The following is a 19,178-nucleotide window of genomic DNA, read 5'->3' as shown; positions in this document are numbered from 1 at the left end:
TGACGGCCGTGTCCGGCGATGTGCCGGGCGAGCGATGCGCGGCAGGGCCCCGTGGAGCCACTGCCCCGCGTCCGGGCGCTCACATCGCCCGGGGTTGAAGGCACGGTCATGGCCTCTCGCGCATCCCAGGGTGGGGAGCCGCGCGCGGATGGCGGGGACATGGCCTGCCGGCGTCCATCAACCGGCATTGGCCATCCGCAACCCCGGATTGCGCACGCGATCCGCACCGCCCGGCTGCGGGCGGGCGCCACCGGACCGGTTGCAAGCCCCGCTCGCGGCCGGGCACCAGGGACTGTGGCCGGAATTCGGCCAATGCCGCCCGTCCGCCGACGCTCCGGGCCCCGGAGGCATCGCCCTCGGCACACCCTGCCCGCCGCGGACCGGATCCATCATTGGCCCAATGCAGCATGCGGGCGCGAAATGCCGCTGCATTTCAAACGTTTGCCACCCTTGCGCACCCGCCCCGTCACCCGATATTGAACAGTCTTGGTAACGTTAATGGCTCAGCGGACCTTTCATGACGCCGACGGATGTGATCACCCAGTATTTCGTCAACATCCTGCAGCGCCGGCCGTCTTCGGGTGAGCTGATGCACTGGTCGGCCATGGTGGCGACGGGGCAGATGTCGCTGGTCCAGGTGCGCGACACGATTGCCGCGAGCCCCGAGGCAATCACCTTCGTCGACCAGATCATCCGCATCTACCAGGCCGCCTTCGGCCGCGCGCCCGATCCGGTCGGTTTGAACGGCTGGACCAACCTGCTGCGCGAGGATCCGACGGCGCTCTCCAAGGTGGCGCTCGGCTTCGTCAACTCGACCGAGTGGATGAACCGCCACGGCAACAACAGCGTCAGTGACGCGGTGCTGCAGTCGCTCTACCAGAATGTCCTTGGCCGCATCCCCTCGCAAGCCGAGATCGACGCCTGGAAGGCGACCGGCCAGCAGATGACCCAGATCCTGATCGGCTTCTCCAACTCGGCCGAATTCCAGAAGACGTCCGCCCCGCGCGTCACCGAGATCAAGCAGGCAGTCGCCGACCGGCCGCTGCCACCCGCTCCGGTGGAGACGCCGAAGGCCCCGGACCCCGCACCAGGTCCGGCCAGTTTCACCCTGACCAAGGCGGCGGACACCTATGTCGGGGATGACCGGAACAACACGATCGACGGCATTGCAGACGGCAGCGCCGACCAGACCTTCACCGCTGCCGACAGCATCGACGGCGGTGCGGGCACCGACACGCTGAAACTCGTCAACACCGCCGGCACCATGAACCTGACGACAGCGCCGGTGGTCAGGAACGTCGAGACGCTGGAGCTGGAGTCCAGCCAGAACACGGTCACGGCAGACGTCCGCACCTGGGCCGAGCTGCAGACGGTCAGGATCACCCAGACCGGCACCAAGACAGGCATCATCGTGGAGACGAGCGGCAATGTCACCGCCCTCACCGTCACGGGCGGCCTGTCGCTGGCAATCAACGACCGCGCGACGGCTGGCGGTGACAAGCTGAGCTCCGTCAGCCTTGATGGCTATACCGCAAATTCGACGATCCAGTCTGACGCGCTGACGAGCCTGTCGCTGGCGAACTCGAACAGGAACGTCACCATCAGCGCGGCCGCTGGCCCCCGGACGCTGGACCTCACCCTCAACGCCATGACCGGCGGCACGATCAGCGACACCACGATGACCGCCCTGAATGTCACGGGCACCGGCTCCTCCTCGTCAAACGTGAACCTGACCGCCAACGCGCTCGCCTCGGTGACATTCGCAGGCAATGCGGCGATATCGATGCAGACAAACGGGTTTGCGAGCAACGCGACGATCACCTCGACCAACACGGCAGGGGTAAACCTCAGTCTGTCGTTTGGCGTCGGCGTGACCTTCACGGGGGGCAGCGGCGCGGATTCGATCGGGGTAGGTGCAACCACCAGCACCCTGACAATGGGCGATGGTGCCGACAGGGTCAGACTGTCGACCTCTTCACTCGGCACCGGCGGCTCGATCGACGGTGGTGCCGGGCGCGACACCCTGGTGATGGGCTTCAATGAAGCCGCAGTCGCGGCCGCGACAACGACCTTTTCCTTGAATGTGAAAAACTTCGAGGTCCTCGAGTTCACGACACCGAACATCAGTACCTCGCGAACTGTCAACATCGCCAACCTCAATTCGGGCGGCGCCAACACCATCAACACCGTGACCTTTGCGACGTCGGTCAACTCGGTCGCGACCCTCACAGGCCTGCAATCGGGTGGAACGGTGGAGTTCAGGAACCAGAACCTCAGTCAAACGACCGTCAATGTCGCCGATGCCGCAACCGGTCTTGCTGATGTCCTGAACATCGGCATTGCCGCCACGGGGACCCTCAACACCAACACGGTGAATGTGGCGAATGTCGAAACGATCAATTATCTGACCGACGACACGGCGGCTATTCCGACCAGCCGCACCCACACCACCGGCCTTGTGGCCGCGGCCGCAACCAAGGTCACCGTCACGGGGGACGCGGGGTTGAACCTGTCTTTCTCCGGCACGGCCGTGACCTCGTTCGATGCCTCCGGCGTGACCCATGGCAACGTCATCTGGACCACGTCCGCCCTGACCAACGCCGCCACGATCAAGGGGGGCGCCGGCAATGACTCCCTGAACGCCAGTGCGGCCACACAGGCGGTGACCATCGAGGGTGGCAACGGCAATGACACGATCCAGGGCTCCAACCAGAGCGACACCCTGGTCGGCGGTGCCGGCAATGACGTGATCGACGTCAACCGTGGTGCCGACATGGTCGACGTCGGTGCAGGCAACGACTCGGTCCGCCTCGGGGCGGCGAACACCGACGGCTCGATCTTCCCGACGATCACCGGCATGGGCAGCGGCGACACGATCCGCTTCATCACCGGAACCGTGGCCTCCTTCCAGACGGCGGCGGTCACGGCCGGCGGCTCCGCCGGCTACACGGACTTGCTGAACGCGGCCACCAACGGGCTCGCCAACCGGGTGGTCTGGTTCCAGTTCGGCGGCGACACCTATCTCGTCCAGGATCGCAGCGACAACACCACCTTCGCCAATGGCACCGATGCCGTCGTCAAGCTGGTGGGCCTCTACGACCTCTCCACCGCCACCATCGACGGCGCGACCACCAATCTGCTGACACTCGGGGCGTGACACGAGGGCCCTGTCGCCGGAGCGTCCGGCAAGGCCGGATGAGAAGGACGGAAAGTCGCATGTTGTCGTCACATCTTTTGCGTGTGCCTCCTGCTGAAGACATTGGCTCTTGCAGCTTCCACCGTGTGGCGGCCTTGCATCCGGTGTCTGGCTGCGCATAGTACCCTTGCCTCGCCCCTCGTGATTTCAAACAATAAGAAGTGCCATGACCCCGACCGATGTGATCACCCAGTATTTCGTCAACATCCTGCAGCGCCGGCCGTCTTCGGGTGAGCTGATGCACTGGTCGGCCATGGTGGCGACGGGGCAGATGTCGCTGGTCCAGGTGCGCGACACGATTGCCGCGAGCCCCGAGGCAACGACCTTCGTCGACCAGATCATCCGCATCTACCAGGCCGCCTTCGGCCGCGCGCCCGATCCGGTCGGTCTCAACGGCTGGACCAACCTGCTGCGCGAGGATCCGACGGCGCTTTCCAAGGTGGCGCTCGGCTTCGTCAACTCGACCGAGTGGATGAACCGTCACGGCAACAACAATGTGAGCGATGCGGTGCTGCAGTCGCTCTACCAGAATGTCCTTGGCCGCATCCCCTCCCAGGGCGAGATCGACGCCTGGAAGGCGACCGGCCAGCCGATGACCCAGATCCTGATCGGCTTCTCCAACTCGGCCGAGTTCCAGAAGACGTCTGCCCCGCGCGTCACCGAGATCAAGCAGGCCGTCGCCGACCGGCCGCTGCCGCCCGCACCGGTGGAGACGCCGAAGACCCCGGACCAAACGCCAAACCCGGCCAACTTCACCCTGACCAAGGCGGCGGACGCCTATGTCGGGGATGACCGGAACAACACGATCGACGGCATCGCCGACGGCAGCGTCAACCAGACCTTCACCGCTGTCGACAGCATCGACGGCGGCGCGGGCAATGACACGCTGAAACTGGTCAACACAAGCGGGACGATGACCCTGCCGACGGCGGCCGTGGTCAAGAACGTCGAGACCATCGAACTGCAGTCAAGCCAGAACGCGGTGACGGCCGACATGCGGAACTGGACCGACCTGCAGACGGCCAGGATCACCCAGACCGGCACAAAGGCGGCGATCACCGTCGACACCGGCGGCAATGTCACCGCCCTCACCGTCACGGGCGGCACGACGGTCACGATCAACGACCGCGCCACGGCCGGCGGTGACAAGCTGAGCTCCGTCAGCCTTTCTGGCTATACCTCGACCGCGACGATCCAGTCCGACGCGCTGACGAGCCTGTCTCTGGCGAACGCGAACCAGGGGGTCACCATCACCGCGGCCGCTGGCCCCCGGACGCTGGACCTGACGGTCAACGCCATGACCGGCGGCACGACCACCGACAGCACGGCGACTGCGGTGACGCTCGCTGCGACCGGAAGCGCCTCCAGCAACGTCAGAGTGACTGCAGCCAGTGCCACGTCCCTGACGATCACGGGCGATCAGTCGCTCAGTCTGTCCAACGTCACGCTTGCGACCAACGCAACCATCACCACGACCAACACCGCCGGCCTTACGATCACGGGGACGCTGATGTCAGACATCGGCTTCACTGGCAGCGACGCGAACGAGTCGATCGTTTCCAGCGCGACGACCCGCACCATGACGCTCGGCAAGGGCGATGACAGCTATGAAGCAGCTGGCGCTGGCATCGGAACTGGCGGCTCGGTCGACGGAGGCGAAGGCACGGACACGCTCGTCTTGCGCGCTTTGACCGCCGAGACAGTGACTGCGACGACGGCCTTCGCGGCCCAGACCAAGAATTTCGAGGTTCTGCTCCTCAAGGACAGCTTTGCCGCAGGAATTGACGTCAGTGTTGCCAACCTGAACAGCGGCGGGTCGAACACGATCACCAAGGTGGTCGCTTCGACGTCTGTCGTCAATCAGCCCTTCACGTTGAATGGCCTGGCAACGGGCGGCACGGTCGAGTTCCAGGGCGCCAACACGGCCCAGACAACCATCAACATCATCAACGCGGCCTCCGGGTCCGCCGATGTCCTCAACATCGGCATTGCCAACACGCTTGCCCGCAATACCAACACGGTGAGTGTGGCCAATGTCGAGACGATCAACTTCCTGACCGACAACACGTCCACCTCTCCGACCGCCATCCAGCACAGCTCCAACCTCTCCGCTGCGGCCGCGAGCAAGATCACGGTGAGCGGCGATGCCGGTCTGGCCCTCACCTTCGCCGGTACGGCCCTGACCTCCTTCGATGCCTCCGGTGTCACCCTCGGCAACATCAACTGGGCCACCGGGGCACTGGCGAACGCGGCCACAATCAAGGGAGGCGCAGGCAACGACACGCTGGATGCGGCCGCCTCAACCGCTTCGGTCACGATTGAGTCCGGCGCCGGCAATGACACGATCATTGGCAGCTCGAAAGCCGACACGATTGATGCCGGTGCAGGGAACGACACCATCACCCCCGGTCTCGGGGCCGATACGATCAACGTCGGCACGGGCAACGATACGGTGACGATGACGGCCGCAAACACGAACGGCACGATCTTCCCGACGGTCACCGGCATGGGCAGCGGGGATGCCGTCCGCTTCATCACCGGGACGGCGGCAAGCTTCCAGACGGCGGCGATCACGGCCGGCGGCTCACCCGGTTATGCGGACCTGCTCGATGCGGCCACCAACGGGGCAGCCAACCGGGTGGTCTGGTTCCAGTTCGGCGGCGACACCTATCTCGTCCAGGACCGCAGCGCCAACACCACCTTCGCCAATGGCACCGACGTCGTCGTCAAGCTGGTGGGCCTCTACGACCTCTCCACCGCCACCATCAACGGCTCGATGACCAACATCCTGACCCTCGGGGCGTGACGCCCCGGGCCCGGGGCGTGTGGCAGGCCGGTCGCATTTGGGGTGGACCTGAGGCCCGCAATCACTAAAGTGACCGCAGTTTCAGGCTGCAAGGTGACATGGAATGCCGACCTATCACGTGATTTCCCGCGATCGCCACGGTGCCAGGGCCTGGGTGCGTCGTCAGGGCTATGACTTTGCCGCGGCTGATTCTGTCATACCGCTCGTGGGTGCGGAACTGTCGCGGGCTGTCCTGCACTATCCGATCGCGTTCCTGCCGCAGGGTGAGGGCTTTGGCCTCTACGCGCTCACAGGGATAGAGCCCGGCCGCAACCTGTTCCTCACCCGCGATGGCCGCTGGGTCGTCCCCTACATCCCGGCCGCGATCCGCGCCTACCCGTTCCGCCTCGCGACCCTGGAAGACAACCGGCACGTCCTGTGTTTCGACGAGGACAGCGGACAGCTCGTCGAACCCGGCAGTTCGGCAGCCGCCCTGTCGTTCTTCGGCGAAGGCAACGCGCCCGACCCGGAAGTGGCCCGCGTGCTGGATTTCCTGCTGGAGACCGACCGCAGCGGTCAGCGCACCGCCCGTGCCGTTGCGGCCTTGCAGGCAAAGGGCGTGATCGCGCCCTGGGAAACCACCATCGAGACGCGGGCGCGCGGCCGCCAGGCCGTGAGTGGCCTGTTCCGGGTTGACGAGGATGCCCTGAACAGGCTTCCGGCCTCCGACTTCGAGGATCTGCGTCAGGCCGGTTCTCTGGTCATTGCCTATCTTCAGATGGTGTCCATGCAGCATCTGGTGTCCCTCGGCCAGCTTGCCGACGCCCATGCCGAGGCCGAGGCGCGGATCGCGGCGACGGTGAAGCCGCTGATCGAGATGCCGACGACCGACAACGACACGATCGACTGGAGCCGTTTCGGCATCTGAGGCGAGCTGCGCCGTCACAGGCGCTGACCTGCGGGAGACCCGGACATGGCCGCTGACGCCCTTGCCCTCACGCGCCTCACCACCGAATACGTGGTCGAGGAAGACCGACTGTGCCTGCGCGGCGAGACGGCAGGCGGCGACCGCGTCACCGTCTGGCTGACCGCACGCATGCTCGGCGTGCTGGTTCCCCGCCTCATTGCCTGGCTGGAGGGCCAGACCAGCGGTCAGCCGCTGGCCGACCTGCGCCAGTCCATGGCCCAGGAGGCGGCGGTTGCCACCCACGAGGCGCAGCCGCCCGTGGCACCGACCCCGGCTGCCGATGCCTTCCTCACCCGCAGCATCGACATCGTCACGGCCGAGGATGCCATGCGGCTGGTGTTCAAGGAGCAGGAGACGGCCGAGGCGCGCAAGGTGCAGGTGCCGTTCCTCGCGACCGAACTGCGGCAATGGCTTGCCATCGTCATGGCCGCGTGCCAGACGGCCGGCTGGCCGATGACCATCTGGCCCGACTGGCTGCGCGAGGCCGCCCGGCCGCCCGCCCCACGGCCCGCAGCCCGCCTGCACTGAGCCCGGGACACGTGCGGGAAACCGCCCGGGACAACCTTGCACACCCTTTGCACAACCCCGGCACGACCCTGTTGACAGCCTGTGGACATCTGCCGGATCGCGCGCGGCGGCAGCCCTGCGAGGCCCTGCGCCGTCGGGCCCGCGGAAAGCCGGGATCGGGCCACGCCGAGGCTCCGGCCTGTGGACAACCCGCGCGCTCCGGCTGCCCCCCTCAGCCAGCCAAGCCCTGGCGCGGCCCGTTCCCCTGCCCTGCCCGGCACTTGCCGCAAGGTCTTCAAGGGGCAGGACGGGCATATCCACCGGGTCCGGCCAGGCATTGGCCCGGCTTTCCCACCGGGTTTCCAGGGGTCAGGCAGGGAAAAGGCCTGAGATAGGCTGGGGACAGACTGGGGATAGACTGGGGACAGCCGGGGCAAGGCCTCCGGTCACGACGGGGGAAAACCGGCCCGGCCTCAGGGGATAACCTGTGGATCTTGCCCCTAGGCAATCCCTGCGGATTGCCGTCGCCCCCCTCTTCCCGCCCCCTCGTCCCCCCCCCACCTCGTCTCCCGCCAGCCAGCACCAGGCGGCCGGCACCGGGCGGGCGGCGCGCTGCCCGGAACCGGGGGCGGTCCCAACCCGCAGGATGACAGCCCCGGCGGCGGCGACTATAAGCAAGCCACGGGCATCCGCCCGTCCTGCATCGCCGGCCGTTGCCCCCCGTTCACGCGCGGGCGGATGCGGGCGCGGGAAGCCGCCGGCCGGCCACGACCAGGCGGCCGGCCCTTTGGAACGAGACGGAGACCATGCTGAGCGAGGCAGCCCTCGAAGGCCGCGTGCTTGTGACCGGAGCCGGCGGCTTTGCCGCCCGCCACCTGTTGCCGCGCCTTGCCCGGCACGTTGATCCCGAGCTTGGCCATGCGGCCGTGTTCGGCCCCTCGGGCCCGGACAGCGCGCCGACCCTGCCGCAAGGGTTCCGGGCGCTGTCCTGCGACCTGACCGACGCCGGGGCGATCGACGCGCTCATCGCTGCGGTCCGGCCGGACCATGTCATCCATCTGGCCGCCCAGTCCTCGGTCGGCGCCTCCTTTGCCGACGGCGGACGCCGCACCTGGTCGGTGAATTTCGACGGCACGGCGGCCCTGGCCGGTGCCCTGCTGCGCCATGCGCCTGCGGCCACGCTGCTGTTTGCCAGCACGGTCGAGGTCTATGGCCTCGCCTTCCGCGCCGGCCGGCTTGACGAGACCGCCGCCACCGCACCGCAGAACCCCTATGCCCGGTCCAAGCGGGCGGCCGAGGATTTCCTGCAGGACACGCTGGCCGGCCGCCTGCCGCTGATCATCGCGCGCCTGACCAACCACAGCGGCGCCGGCCAGTCGGCGCAGTTCGTGCTGCCCTCCTTTGCGCGGCAGATCGCCCGCATCGAGGCGGGGCTCGAGCCGCCGGTGCTTCTGGTCGGCAATCTCGACGCCGAGCGCGACTTCCTGCATGTGGACGACGTGATCGACGCCGAGCTGACCCTGCTCACCCGCTCGACCTCCCTCGCCCATCAGGTCTACAACGTCGCCAGCGGGACGCCCGTCCCGATCCGCGCGCTGCTGCAGCGCCTGCTGGCGCTGGCTGCCTGCCCGATCGAGGTCCGACAGGATCCCGCGCGCCTCAGGCCCTCCGACATTCCCCGCGTCGACATCGACCCGGGCCGCCTCATCGGCGAAACCGGCTGGCGTCCCGGCCGCTCGCTCGACCAACTCCTTGCCGGCGTGCTGGAGGACCAGCGCCGCCAGATCGCCGGCCAGCCAGGACACTGACATGGACATGGCTCCGCAGACCGGCCTCAGCGGCCGGATCCTGTTCGACACCTACAACATCATGCTGCCCAAGGGCACGGGCGTGGCCACCTATGCCCGCGCCCTGTTCCGCACCGCCGGACAGCTCGGCCTGCGACCGGAGCTGATCTACGACTACCAGGGCAGCGAGATCCCCAGGAACCTCGAGCTGGCCACCGCGATCCTGTTCGAGGACAAGGAAAAGCGGCTGACCAAGCTCGACCATGTCCGCAACATGATCGAGGCCTGGGGCAATCCCTGGACGACGGCGCAGGCGATCAAGCTGCCGGAGACGAGCTTCCTGCTGGAGGAGCCGATCCGCGCCCGGCTGATGCACACCGACCAGCGCTACATCGCCCGCAATCTCTATTCGCTCGGCGGCCGCTACTTCTCCGCCCACCGCAAGCTCTATCCGATCCGCTTCGACACCCGCTCCGGCGCCGGCCGGGCGCCGGACATCGCCCATTTCACCTTCCAGCTGCCGGTCCGGGTCAAGGGGGCCGCCAATCTCTACACCCTGCATGATCTGGTGCCCCTGATCATGCCCTATGCCACGCTCGAGAACCGCAAGAACTCCTACGCGCTGCTGAAGGAGATCGGGCGGTCGGCCGATCACATCGTCACCGTGTCGGAGCATTCGCGCCAGGACATCATCAAGGTTCTGGGCGTGAGCGAAGACCGGGTCACCAACACCTATCAGGCCATCGACCTGCCGCAGAGCGCCATCGACAAGCCCCGCGCGCATGTGGAAGACGAGGTGAGCGGCATCTTCAACCTCGAGCCCGACGGCTATTTCCTGTTCTTCGGGGCCATCGAGCCCAAGAAGAACGTCCGCCGCCTGATCGAGGCCTATCTGAGCTCGCGCGTGCGCCGGCCGCTGGTCATCGTCTCGTCGGGCGGCTGGCTCAACAAGGTCGAGCTGCAGCTGATTGCCGACAATCCGCGCCGGCCGGACGGGTCCGGGATCGCCCAGGTCGGTTACCTGCCGTATGAATTTCTCGTCAGCCTGATCAAGGGCGCCCGTGCGGTCACCTTCCCCTCGGTCTACGAGGGCTTCGGCCTGCCCGTTCTGGAGGCCATGGCGCTCGGCACGCCGGTGCTCACCTCCAACACGTCCTCGCTGCTCGAGGTTGCCGGCGATGCGGCCGTCACCGTCGATCCGATCAGTGTGGAGAGCATCCGCGACGGGCTGCGCCGGCTCGATGCCGACGACGACCTGCGCCGTGAGCTGCGCCAGCGTGGCCTGGCCCAGGCACGGAAATTCTCTGCCGATGCGTACCGGGAGCGGCTTTCGAGCCTCTACCGCAAGGTCCTGTAAGACCAACTCCCGGTGTGCGTGGCTCACCGCGAGCTGGTCAGCCCGTGCGGCGACCGAGCAGGTTCAAGGCGGGATGCGTCAGCATCTCGGCGCCTTGCGACAAGCAGGCGCGGCGCGCCGGGCCAGAGCGAAAGAAAAAAGGCCCGGACCAATGGTCCGGGCCTCAGACTGCTGACAAGACTCGACCTCTGCGTCGTCATCCCGGCCAAGCGCAGCGCCGAGCCGGTACCGGAGAGTCGAGGCCTCTATTCTTCAAGTGTTACCCCCGGAAAGACCTTGGCTCTCCGGTCCCGGATCTCCGCTTCGCTCTCGTCCGCGATGACAACTGAGGGTTCCTCAGTTTGCCGTCATTCCGGACAAGGTGAGCGTTCAGCGAACCGCAGATCCGGAATCCAGCATGTCTGTGCGAGCGCCAGCGAGCCCAAAATCAAGTCATCTCGACAAAACCTGTGGCGGACACGTTTGTCGCGCTTCGCGCGGCTGATATCTGGATCCCGGCTCGGCGCTTCGCTGACGCTCAGCTGGGCCGGGATGACCGTGAGTAGGTTTGCCGTCATTCCGGACAAGGTGAGCGTCCAGCGAACCGCAGATCCGGGGCCTGTCCCGGACTAGATCCGGGAGCCAGCGCGTCTGTGTGAGCGCCAGCGAGCCCAAAACCAAGTCATCTCGACAAAACCTGTGGCAGACAGGTGTGTCGCGCTTCGCGCGGCTGATATCTGGATCCCGGGTCAGGCCCGGGACAGGCCCCGGCTCGGCGCTTCGCTCACGCTCGGCTGGGCCGGGATGACTGTGATTACATTCGTCAGCAGTGAAAAGGCCCGGACCAGTGGTCCGGGCCTTTTGCATGTGTCCCGATTGCGGGGCTTATTCTTCCCGCATGCTGTTGCGCACCGCGTCGCGCAGCGGCGAGATCAGATACTCCGCCATGGTGCGCTCTCCGGTCGGCACCACCACTTCCGCCGGCATGCCGGGCGCCAGCTTGTCGATCATCTCCGCCGGGATCGAGGACTCCGGCACCACGACACGCGCCAGATAATAGGGCTCCATGTTGGTACCGCGCCGCTCGATCACGTCCGGCGAGACATATTCCACCTCGCCGAACAGGGTCGGCAGATAGCGGTTGGCGAAGGCCGACAGCTTCACCTCGGCGTTGAGACCGGCATGAACGACATCGATGTCGATCGGGCGGACCTGCGCATTGATGACGATACGGTCGCCGAGCGGCACGATTTCCATGACCGCATCGCCCGGGCGGATCACGCCGCCAACGGTGTGGATCGAGAGGTTCTGCACCACACCGTCCACTTCGGACCGGATCTCGGTGCGGTCAAGGATGTCCGAGGCCACGACCATGCGCTCCTCCAGATCCGCGATCTGGGTGCGCACTTCCTTCAGTTCCGTGGCCGCGCGCTCCGAGAAGCTCTGGCGGATGCGCACGATCTCCAGTTCGGTCTCGCCGACGCCCTCGTTGACACGGGCAATGTCGGTGATGAGCCGGCCATAGCCGCCCTCGAGCTGCGCTGCCTCGCGCTGGAAGGCGGAGAGACGGTTGGCCGAAACCACGCCCTTGCCCTCGCCGTCCCTGAGGCGCGACACCTCGTCCTCGATCAGCTTCACCTCGGTCAGCGCCGAGTCGCGCTGCAGTTCCAGACCGGAGGCCTGCTGGCGCAGCTGCTCGATCTTCGATTCCAGGATCTTGATCTGGCTGTCCCGCACCGACACACGGTCGGAGAACAGGTTGCGCTGGCCCTGCAGGGCAAACTTCACGCGCGGATCGTCGGACTGCATCAGGTCTTCCGGGAAGGTCACTTCCTTCGCGTTGGCACGCTCCGCCAGCAGGCGGGCCTCCTCGGCACGCGCGATCTCGAGCCGGGTGCTGATCATCGACACGTTGGCCTGGGCCTGGACAGGGCTGAGGCGGATCAGAACCTGATCCTTCTTCACCCGGTCGGCATCCTTGACCAGGATCTCCTTGACGATGCCGCCTTCCAGGTGCTGCACGACCCTGCGCGAGCTTTCCACCGACAGCACGCCATGCGCGATCACGGCGCTGTCGAGCGGCGCGGTCATCGCCCAGCCGCCCAGCACCCCGAAGGACATCAGGATGGTGACGTAGCCGGCGATCACGAAGGGCCGGGTGCTGAACTTCTTGTCGATCTTGTCGTTTGCCATGTTGTCGTTCGTCATGGGTGTTCCAATCCTTCCCCTGCAGGCCGGTCCGGCTCGAGGCAGGGGATGGTGACGGGGATCATGCGGGCGGGCGGCCGCAGCCGCCCGGACCGGGTCGGACGGCGGTCGCGGATCAGGCCGCGCCCTGGGCGCGCGGGTCCACCACCTTGGGCTTCACACCGGGGCCCATCAGCTGGGCCGTCGGCCCGAAGGCCTGGACCTTGCCGTTGTTCAGCACCAGCACCTTTTCCGACAACGCCAGCAGGTTGGCCTTGTGGCTGACGAAGATCACGGTCGAGGACCGCTCCTTCATCGCCCGGATCGCCTGCATCAGCGCTTCCTCGCCGTCGGTGTCGAGGTTGGAGTTCGGTTCGTCGAGCACGACCAGCTTGGGCTGGCCGAACAGCGCGCGGGCCAGGCCGATGCGCTGACGCTGGCCGCCCGACAGGTGCCGTCCGCCGTCACCGATCTGGGTGTCGTAGCCATCCTTGAGGTTCAGGATCATGTCATGCACGCCGGCCATCCGGGCGGCGGCGACGACCTCGTCGTCCATGCCGGTCTTGAAGCGGGCGATGTTCTCGGCGATCGAGCCGGAGAACAGCTCCACGTCCTGCGGCAGGTAGCCGATGTGGTCGGACAGCTTCTCGGGATCCCAGTGCTGCAGCTCCGCCCCGTCGATGCGCACGGCACCGGCCAGCGGCGACCAGACGCCAACCAGATGGCGCACCAGGCTCGACTTGCCGGCGCCCGAGGGGCCGATCACGGCCAGGATCTCGCCCGGCTCCAGCGCGAAGGACACGCCGGTCAGCACCTGGTTGCGGGTGCCCGGGATCACCGAGACGAGGCCTTCGACGGCCAGCGCGCCGGCCGGCTGCGGCAGGTCGGTCTTGTCGGCTTCCTCCGGGAACTGGTCGAACAGGCGGGTCAGGCGGGCATAGGCGGTGCGGGCGGCCACCACCTGCTTCCAGTGACCGACAGCCATTTCCACCGGCTGCAGGGCGCGGCCCATCATGATCGACGCGGCGATCATGATGCCCGGCGACACCTTGCCCTCGAGCACCAAATAGGCACCGGCGCCGAGGATGAAGACCTGCAGCGCCATGCGCACGAACTTGGAGGCGGTCATCACGACGCCGGCCCGGTCGCTCGCCTTGGCCTGCAGCACCATCATGTCGCGGTGACGGTCGTTCCAGCGGTCGCGCAGCGCGGTTTCCATGCCGAGCGCCCGGATGACTTCGGCGTTCTGCAGCGAGCTGTTGGCGAAATGCGTCGCCGTCTGGGAGGCAATGCCCGCGTCGCGCAGCGCGTTGTGGGTCAGGATTTCGTTGGCCAGCGCCAGGACGAAGATCGCCACCGCGCCACCCAGGGCCACATAGCCGAGCAGCGGATCGAAGATGAAACAGACGACCAGGAAGATCGGAACCCAGGGCGCGTCGAGCAGCGCAAGCAGGCCGTTGCCGGTCAGGAACTCGCGCAGCTTGTCGATGTCGCCGAGCGCGTACTGGGTGTTCTGGCTCGGGTTGGCCAGCGTGCCCTTCAGCACGCGGTTGAACAGCGGGCTCGCCAGCATCTCGTCGAACTGCATGCCGGCGCGGACCAGCATGCGCGAGCGCACATATTCAAGGATGCCGTAGACCACCAGCATGCCGCAGGCGATCAGCGTCAGCATCAGGAGCGTGGTCTCGTTGCGGCTCATCAGCACGCGGTCATAGACCTGCAGCATGTAGAGCGGGCCGACGAACATCAGCAGGTTGATGAAGAAACTGAAAACGAAAGTCGTTCCGAGGACTGTCCGGAACTTCGCCAGGGCCATGCCAAGAGGCGTCCGCTTCTTCATTCTGATCAATCTTCCCTTCATGCGCCCGAAGCCGGACCGGCGGGACGGGCGGGTCCCAGGACTGGCCGCCGTTGCAGCGCCGCAGGAGGCAGCGGCAGCGCAAGCCGGATCGTGTCCTTGATCCGGGCATTAGCGGCGAGTTGAGACAGTTTTGTGTCCGCAGGACAACAAACCCGCGGCGAGTTGCAATCCCGATCTCTCCGTATACACCGGGCTTGGCGAAAGCGCAAAAGCCGGACCGGCCGCGGGCCGGAATTTCCGGGGTGGAATCCGTCCTGTCCCTGCGGCAGACCGGCATCAAAGACGCGCAAGCGGACGTCCGCCCGCCTTTCCGGGGACACCTGCCAGACTGGGGGGCAGGCCTTGGGGGCGGCGGTGCCGCCCGCCTGCCTCAGTCAGCGCCGCAGGATCTCGACGCGATAGACGACCGCCGGAAGGCCGCAGCCCGCCTCAAGTCGCAGGTGGGGGCCGGCTCCCGTCTCGCGGATCAGCACGTCGCGCGGCCGCAGGTCCAGCTGCTCCGCCCCCGTCCCGACCATGGCCACACCGCTGTGGCAGATCAGCGCAGTGGCGGCCGGACTGCCCTCCTCGCCGTCCGCCGCCGCCTCTCCGGCGGGCAGTGTCAGCGCCGGCCCGGCCGGATCCAGCGTCACGAGGCTCAGACGGTGGGTCATCCGCGCGCGCCGCGTCATGACATTGAGATCGAGGATCGGGCCGTCGATCAGCCGGCCCTCGCAGGCCATCTCCCCGTCGAAGCGCGCCGGCGCGCCAGGCGCGTCGACGCGGATCTCGCCACCGTCGGCAAGGCAGAGGCGGATGCCCGCTCCGGTCATCAGGGCAAGGGTGCGATCAATGCCGGGGAAGGCCGAGAATGGCCCGTCGCTGGCCACCTCCGCCATGGACAGGCGCCAGTCGAAGGTCTCAAACCCGGCGTCCGGCGGCCGGACCGCGATCTCGTGCGTGATCCCGCCGCCGTTCTTCCAGGGCATGGCCCGCCCCTCGCCCCAGCGCAGCAGGCTGAGGCCGTCAGGACTGTGCTTGCCGCCGCCCATCTCAGAACATCAGCTTCGGCAGCGCCGTGCCGATGGCCGGCATGGCCCAGATCAGCGCCATGGCCAGGATCTGCAGGAGGATGAAAGGCACCACCCCCTGATAGATCATGCCCGTCGTCACCTCCCTGGGCGCGGCCCCGCGCAGGTAGAACAGGGAGAAGCCGAAGGGCGGGGTCAGGAACGAGCTCTGCAGGTTCACCGCAATGAGCACCGCCAGCCACACCGGGTCATGGCCCATCATGATCAGCGGCGGGATCAGGAGCGGCAGCAGGATCACCGCGATCTCGACGAAGTCGAGGAAGAACCCGAGAATGAAGATGAAGGCCATGGCGAAGATCAGCGCCCCCGTCGCCCCGCCCGGCATCGCTTCCAGGATCTGCGCGACGCGGTGCTCCCCGCCCAGGCCGACGAAGACCAGCGAGAAGAAGGAGGCCATCAGGATCGTGGCGAAGATCATCGAGGTGACGACCATCGTCTGGGTGAGCGCCGGGATCAGCGTCCGCGTCTTCATGGTCTGCCTGAGCGACAGGATCACCGCCGCACAGCCGACCAGCGCCAGACCGCTGTAGACCGCCGCCACCGCATATTCCAGCAGTCCCGCATCGGAGCGTTGCAGGCGGACCGGATAGGCGCCGGCGGCAATCGCCAGCGCGAACAGCGCCGCCGCGCCCGTCAGGATCAGGCGCTTCGAGCACCCCTGCTTGTAGCCGGCCAGCAGGATGGCACCGATGGAGCCGACGGCGGCCGCCTCGTTGGGCGAGGCGATGCCGAAGAGCACGGCCCCCAGCACCGCGATGATCAGGATGACCGCCGGCAGCACCGCACCGGCCACCTCGCCGCGGGTCGGCCGCCGGTCCAGGGCCTTCATGGCCGGCGCGTCGGACGGCACCAGCCAGGCCCGGACGAGCACGTAGACCACATAGAGCACCACCAGGAGCAGGCCGGGAACGAGCGCGGCTGCGAAGGTCTGGCCGACCGAGATCGTCTCGATCGAGAACTTGCCCTGCTTGTACTGCGCCTGCTGGAAGGCCGAGGACATCACGTCGGCGAGGATGATCAGCAGCGTCGAGGGCGGGATGATCTGCCCAAGCGTGCCGGAGGCACAGATGAGGCCCGAGGAGAGCCGCGGGTTGTAGCCGTTGCGCAGCATCGCCGGCAGCGCGATCATGCCCATCGCCACCACCGTCGCCCCGACAATGCCGGTCGAGGCGGCCAGCAGCGCGCCGACCAGCACCACCGACACGCCGAGCCCCCCGCGCATGGTGCCGAACAGCCGGCCCATGGTCTCCAGGAGGTCTTCCGCGATCCGGCTCTTTTCCAGGATCACGCCCATCAGCACGAACAGCGGAATGGCGGTCAGCACCGGATTGGTCAGAACGGCAAAGAAGCGCTGCCCCAGCGCGCCCATCAGGCCGAGCGAGAAGTCACCGGTGAAATAGCCGATGAGGGCAAACAGCGTCGCGACGCCGGAAATGGTGAAGGCAACCGGATAGCCGAGCAGGATGAACCCGATCAGCGCGGCAAACATCAGGATATCAAGCGGCATCACTTTGCCCCTTCGCTGGTGCGGCCCGAGAAGCGCAGGCAGTCCCTGAGCAGGGCCGACAGGCCCTGCAGCAGCACCAGCACGCAAAAGACGGGAATGAGGCTCTTCAGGAGGAACGAGGCGGGAATGCCGCCGACCGAGATCGGGCCTTCCAGGATGGCCCAGGAGCGGGCCACCGTCGGCCAGGAATAGATCAGCAGCATCACCAGCGAGCCGCCGAGCAGCACCACATGGCCAAACAGGTCGATCATCGCCTGCCGACGCTGCGAGACCTTGGCGTAGTAGATGTCGACGCGCACATGGCCGTTGACCATCAGCGTGTAGCCGGCCCCCAGCATGAACACGCTGGCATGCAGGTAGAGGACACCCTCGTTCAGGAAGATCGACGAATAGCCGAAGACATAGCGCAGCAGCACGATCACGAACTGCAGGAGCACCATCGCCAGCGCAAACCAGATCGTCACCGCGCCCACTGCCCGGCTCACCCGGTCGAGCGCATTCGCAAGTTGTTCCATTCCCCCGCCCCCTGTTGCGGTCTTCTCTTGTCCGGACCCTGGGTCCCCGTCATCCCCGCGCAGGCGGGGATCCAGTCCTCCTGCCTTGGCAGCCGTGTACCGGGCTCAAGCAGAAGCAAGGCCCAGCCCCCTCGCTGCAGCGCCCCTCTCCCCCTTGAGGGGGCAGAGGGGGGAGCAGCGCCTCAAGGCTCTCTTGCAGTGGTCACCAGCCGCAGAACCGTTCCCCCCCTCTGTCTGCTGACGCAGACATCTCCCCCTCGAGGGGGGAGAGAGGAGAAGCCGGCATTCGCCCAAGCAAGACCCCGGCGCGAGCACCCCCGCGCCGGGGCCGGTCAGTGTCAGCCGTAGTTATACGTCAGGCCGCGGGCGTTCATCTGGCCGGCGTCCGCGTAGGGCATGTACTCGACCATCAGCGACCGGTAGGCAAGGAAGCTCTCGGTGATGCGCTTCACCAGCTCGTCGCTGTTGTCGCGCAGCTCGCCGATCACCTCACCCATGGCATTGCCCATGGCGACCACGATCTCGTCCGGCAGCTTGTGCACGGTGACGCCGTGCTTGTCCTTGAGCTCGCGCAGCGCCATGGCATGCTTGGTGTTGTACTCGGTCAGCACCGGGTTGTAGAGGCTCTGGGCGGCATAGGTCACGGCCAGCTTCAGGTCCTCCGGCAGCGCCTCCCAGGCCTTGATGTTGATGGCGCATTCCTCGGCCGAGGACGGCTCGCCCACACCCGGGGCGTAGTAGTTCTTGGCCACCTGCTGCAGACCCAGCGCACTGTCCGACCACGGACCGATGAACTCGCCCGCATCCAGCGCGCCCGACTGCAGCGCCTGGAACATGGCCGGGCCGGACATGGCTTCCACCGCCATGCCGAGCTTGGCGCAGACTTCCGAGTTGAGGCCGGTGGTGCGGTACTTGAGGCCCTTCAGGTCGTCGAGCGACTTGATCTCGTTGCGGAACCAGCCGAACCACTGCGGACCCGAGTTGCCGCACAGGAACGGCTTCAGGCCGAAGCGGCCGTACATCTCGTCATAGAGCGCCTGGCCGCCGCCCTGCTGCATCCAGCCGATCTGTTCCATGGCGGTCAGACCCAGCGGCTGCGACCCGAACAGCAGGATGCCCTTCGACTTGGAGCCCCAGTAGGCCGGAACCGCATGGTAGATCTCGGCCGTGCCTTCCGACACGGCATCGAACACACCCGGTCCCGGGACGATCTCGCCCGCGCCGAACAGCTCCACCTGCAGCCGGCCGCCCGACAGGGCGGTGATGCGGTCAGCCAGCATCTGGGCGGCCACGCCCGGGCCCGGCAGGTTCTTCGGCCAGGCGGTGACCATGCGCCACTTGATGACATCCTGGGCAATGGCCGGAGCCGCAAGCGCCGCCGTACCCGCTGCCGCCGCCGCCGCGCCGATGCCGGCCGTCTTCAGGAAATCACGTCTCTTCATCGTCAGACCTCCGCTCTG

Annotated in this window: 12 protein-coding genes; 6 read left to right on the top strand and 6 right to left on the bottom strand. The window is 66.9% G+C overall.

Going from position 1 to position 19,178, the window contains the following annotated elements; all coding sequences use genetic code 11:
- The first annotated feature begins 517 nt into the window (after positions 1-517).
- The 6 genes from GWI72_RS04995 to GWI72_RS04970 all read left to right on the top strand — a co-directional run bounded on the left by GWI72_RS04995 (position 518) and on the right by GWI72_RS04970 (position 10,599).
- Complete coding sequence (locus tag GWI72_RS04995) at positions 518-3,157, top strand: DUF4214 domain-containing protein (RefSeq protein WP_161708013.1); 2,640 nt, start codon at positions 518-520, stop codon at positions 3,155-3,157.
- 205 nt (positions 3,158-3,362) lie between these two features.
- Positions 3,363-6,002, top strand: a complete 2,640-nt coding sequence (locus GWI72_RS04990; RefSeq protein WP_161708012.1) for a DUF4214 domain-containing protein — start codon at positions 3,363-3,365, stop codon at positions 6,000-6,002.
- A 103-nt stretch (positions 6,003-6,105) separates the two neighbouring features.
- On the top strand, positions 6,106-6,909 hold the full coding sequence (locus GWI72_RS04985; protein WP_161708011.1) for a SapC family protein: 804 nt from the start codon (positions 6,106-6,108) through the stop codon (positions 6,907-6,909).
- 45 nt (positions 6,910-6,954) lie between these two features.
- Positions 6,955-7,476 carry a hypothetical protein gene (locus tag GWI72_RS04980; RefSeq protein WP_161708010.1) on the top strand — a complete coding sequence of 174 codons (522 nt, stop codon included), beginning with the start codon at positions 6,955-6,957 and terminating at the stop codon, positions 7,474-7,476.
- A gap of 785 nt (positions 7,477-8,261) precedes the next feature.
- Positions 8,262-9,263 carry a GDP-mannose 4,6-dehydratase gene (locus GWI72_RS04975; protein ID WP_161675932.1) on the top strand — a complete coding sequence of 334 codons (1,002 nt, stop codon included), beginning with the start codon at positions 8,262-8,264 and terminating at the stop codon, positions 9,261-9,263.
- A gap of 1 nt (position 9,264) precedes the next feature.
- Entirely contained in the window at positions 9,265-10,599 is a 1,335-nt protein-coding gene (locus GWI72_RS04970) for a glycosyltransferase family 4 protein (RefSeq protein WP_161675931.1), read from the top strand.
- A gap of 864 nt (positions 10,600-11,463) precedes the next feature.
- Here the strand turns inward: GWI72_RS04970 and GWI72_RS04965 are convergent.
- From GWI72_RS04965 to GWI72_RS04940, 6 genes are all read right to left on the bottom strand, one after another.
- Positions 11,464-12,786 carry an HlyD family type I secretion periplasmic adaptor subunit gene (locus GWI72_RS04965; protein ID WP_161708009.1) on the bottom strand — a complete coding sequence of 441 codons (1,323 nt, stop codon included), beginning with the start codon at positions 12,784-12,786 and terminating at the stop codon, positions 11,464-11,466.
- A gap of 115 nt (positions 12,787-12,901) precedes the next feature.
- Entirely contained in the window at positions 12,902-14,605 is a 1,704-nt protein-coding gene (locus tag GWI72_RS04960; protein ID WP_161675929.1) for a type I secretion system permease/ATPase, read from the bottom strand.
- Positions 14,606-15,000: 395 nt separating this feature from the next.
- Positions 15,001-15,657, bottom strand: a complete 657-nt coding sequence (locus tag GWI72_RS04955) for a HutD/Ves family protein (RefSeq protein WP_161708008.1) — start codon at positions 15,655-15,657, stop codon at positions 15,001-15,003.
- Between the two features lies 1 nt (position 15,658).
- Positions 15,659-17,203, bottom strand: coding sequence for a TRAP transporter large permease (locus tag GWI72_RS04950; RefSeq protein ID WP_208995773.1), 1,545 nt, complete (start codon positions 17,201-17,203; stop codon positions 15,659-15,661).
- Positions 17,203-17,718 carry a TRAP transporter small permease subunit gene (locus GWI72_RS04945; RefSeq protein WP_161675926.1) on the bottom strand — a complete coding sequence of 172 codons (516 nt, stop codon included), beginning with the start codon at positions 17,716-17,718 and terminating at the stop codon, positions 17,203-17,205. Before GWI72_RS04945 ends, GWI72_RS04950 begins: the two co-directional genes overlap by 1 nt.
- Positions 17,719-18,056: 338 nt before the next feature.
- Complete coding sequence (locus GWI72_RS04940; protein ID WP_161708007.1) at positions 18,057-19,160, bottom strand: TRAP transporter substrate-binding protein; 1,104 nt, start codon at positions 19,158-19,160, stop codon at positions 18,057-18,059.
- Positions 19,161-19,178 lie beyond the last annotated feature (18 nt).

The sequence above is a fragment of the Pannonibacter sp. XCT-53 genome, from assembly GCF_009915765.1.
Taxonomy (GTDB): Bacteria; Pseudomonadota; Alphaproteobacteria; order Rhizobiales; family Stappiaceae; genus Pannonibacter; species Pannonibacter tanglangensis.
Note: the sequence above shows the minus strand (reverse complement) of the source record. Positions and strands in the feature narration are given on the sequence as shown.

Coding starts and splice junctions, on each gene's coding strand:
- GWI72_RS04995 (WP_161708013.1), top strand. CDS start 518: ATGACGCCGACGGATGTGATCACCCAGTATTTCGTCAACATCCTGCAG.
- GWI72_RS04990 (WP_161708012.1), top strand. CDS start 3,363: ATGACCCCGACCGATGTGATCACCCAGTATTTCGTCAACATCCTGCAG.
- GWI72_RS04985 (WP_161708011.1), top strand. CDS start 6,106: ATGCCGACCTATCACGTGATTTCCCGCGATCGCCACGGTGCCAGGGCC.
- GWI72_RS04980 (WP_161708010.1), top strand. CDS start 6,955: ATGGCCGCTGACGCCCTTGCCCTCACGCGCCTCACCACCGAATACGTG.
- GWI72_RS04975 (WP_161675932.1), top strand. CDS start 8,262: ATGCTGAGCGAGGCAGCCCTCGAAGGCCGCGTGCTTGTGACCGGAGCC.
- GWI72_RS04970 (WP_161675931.1), top strand. CDS start 9,265: ATGGACATGGCTCCGCAGACCGGCCTCAGCGGCCGGATCCTGTTCGAC.
- GWI72_RS04965 (WP_161708009.1), bottom strand. CDS start 12,786: ATGACGAACGACAACATGGCAAACGACAAGATCGACAAGAAGTTCAGC.
- GWI72_RS04960 (WP_161675929.1), bottom strand. CDS start 14,605: ATGAAGAAGCGGACGCCTCTTGGCATGGCCCTGGCGAAGTTCCGGACA.
- GWI72_RS04955 (WP_161708008.1), bottom strand. CDS start 15,657: ATGGGCGGCGGCAAGCACAGTCCTGACGGCCTCAGCCTGCTGCGCTGG.
- GWI72_RS04950 (WP_208995773.1), bottom strand. CDS start 17,203: ATGCCGCTTGATATCCTGATGTTTGCCGCGCTGATCGGGTTCATCCTG.
- GWI72_RS04945 (WP_161675926.1), bottom strand. CDS start 17,718: ATGGAACAACTTGCGAATGCGCTCGACCGGGTGAGCCGGGCAGTGGGC.
- GWI72_RS04940 (WP_161708007.1), bottom strand. CDS start 19,160: ATGAAGAGACGTGATTTCCTGAAGACGGCCGGCATCGGCGCGGCGGCG.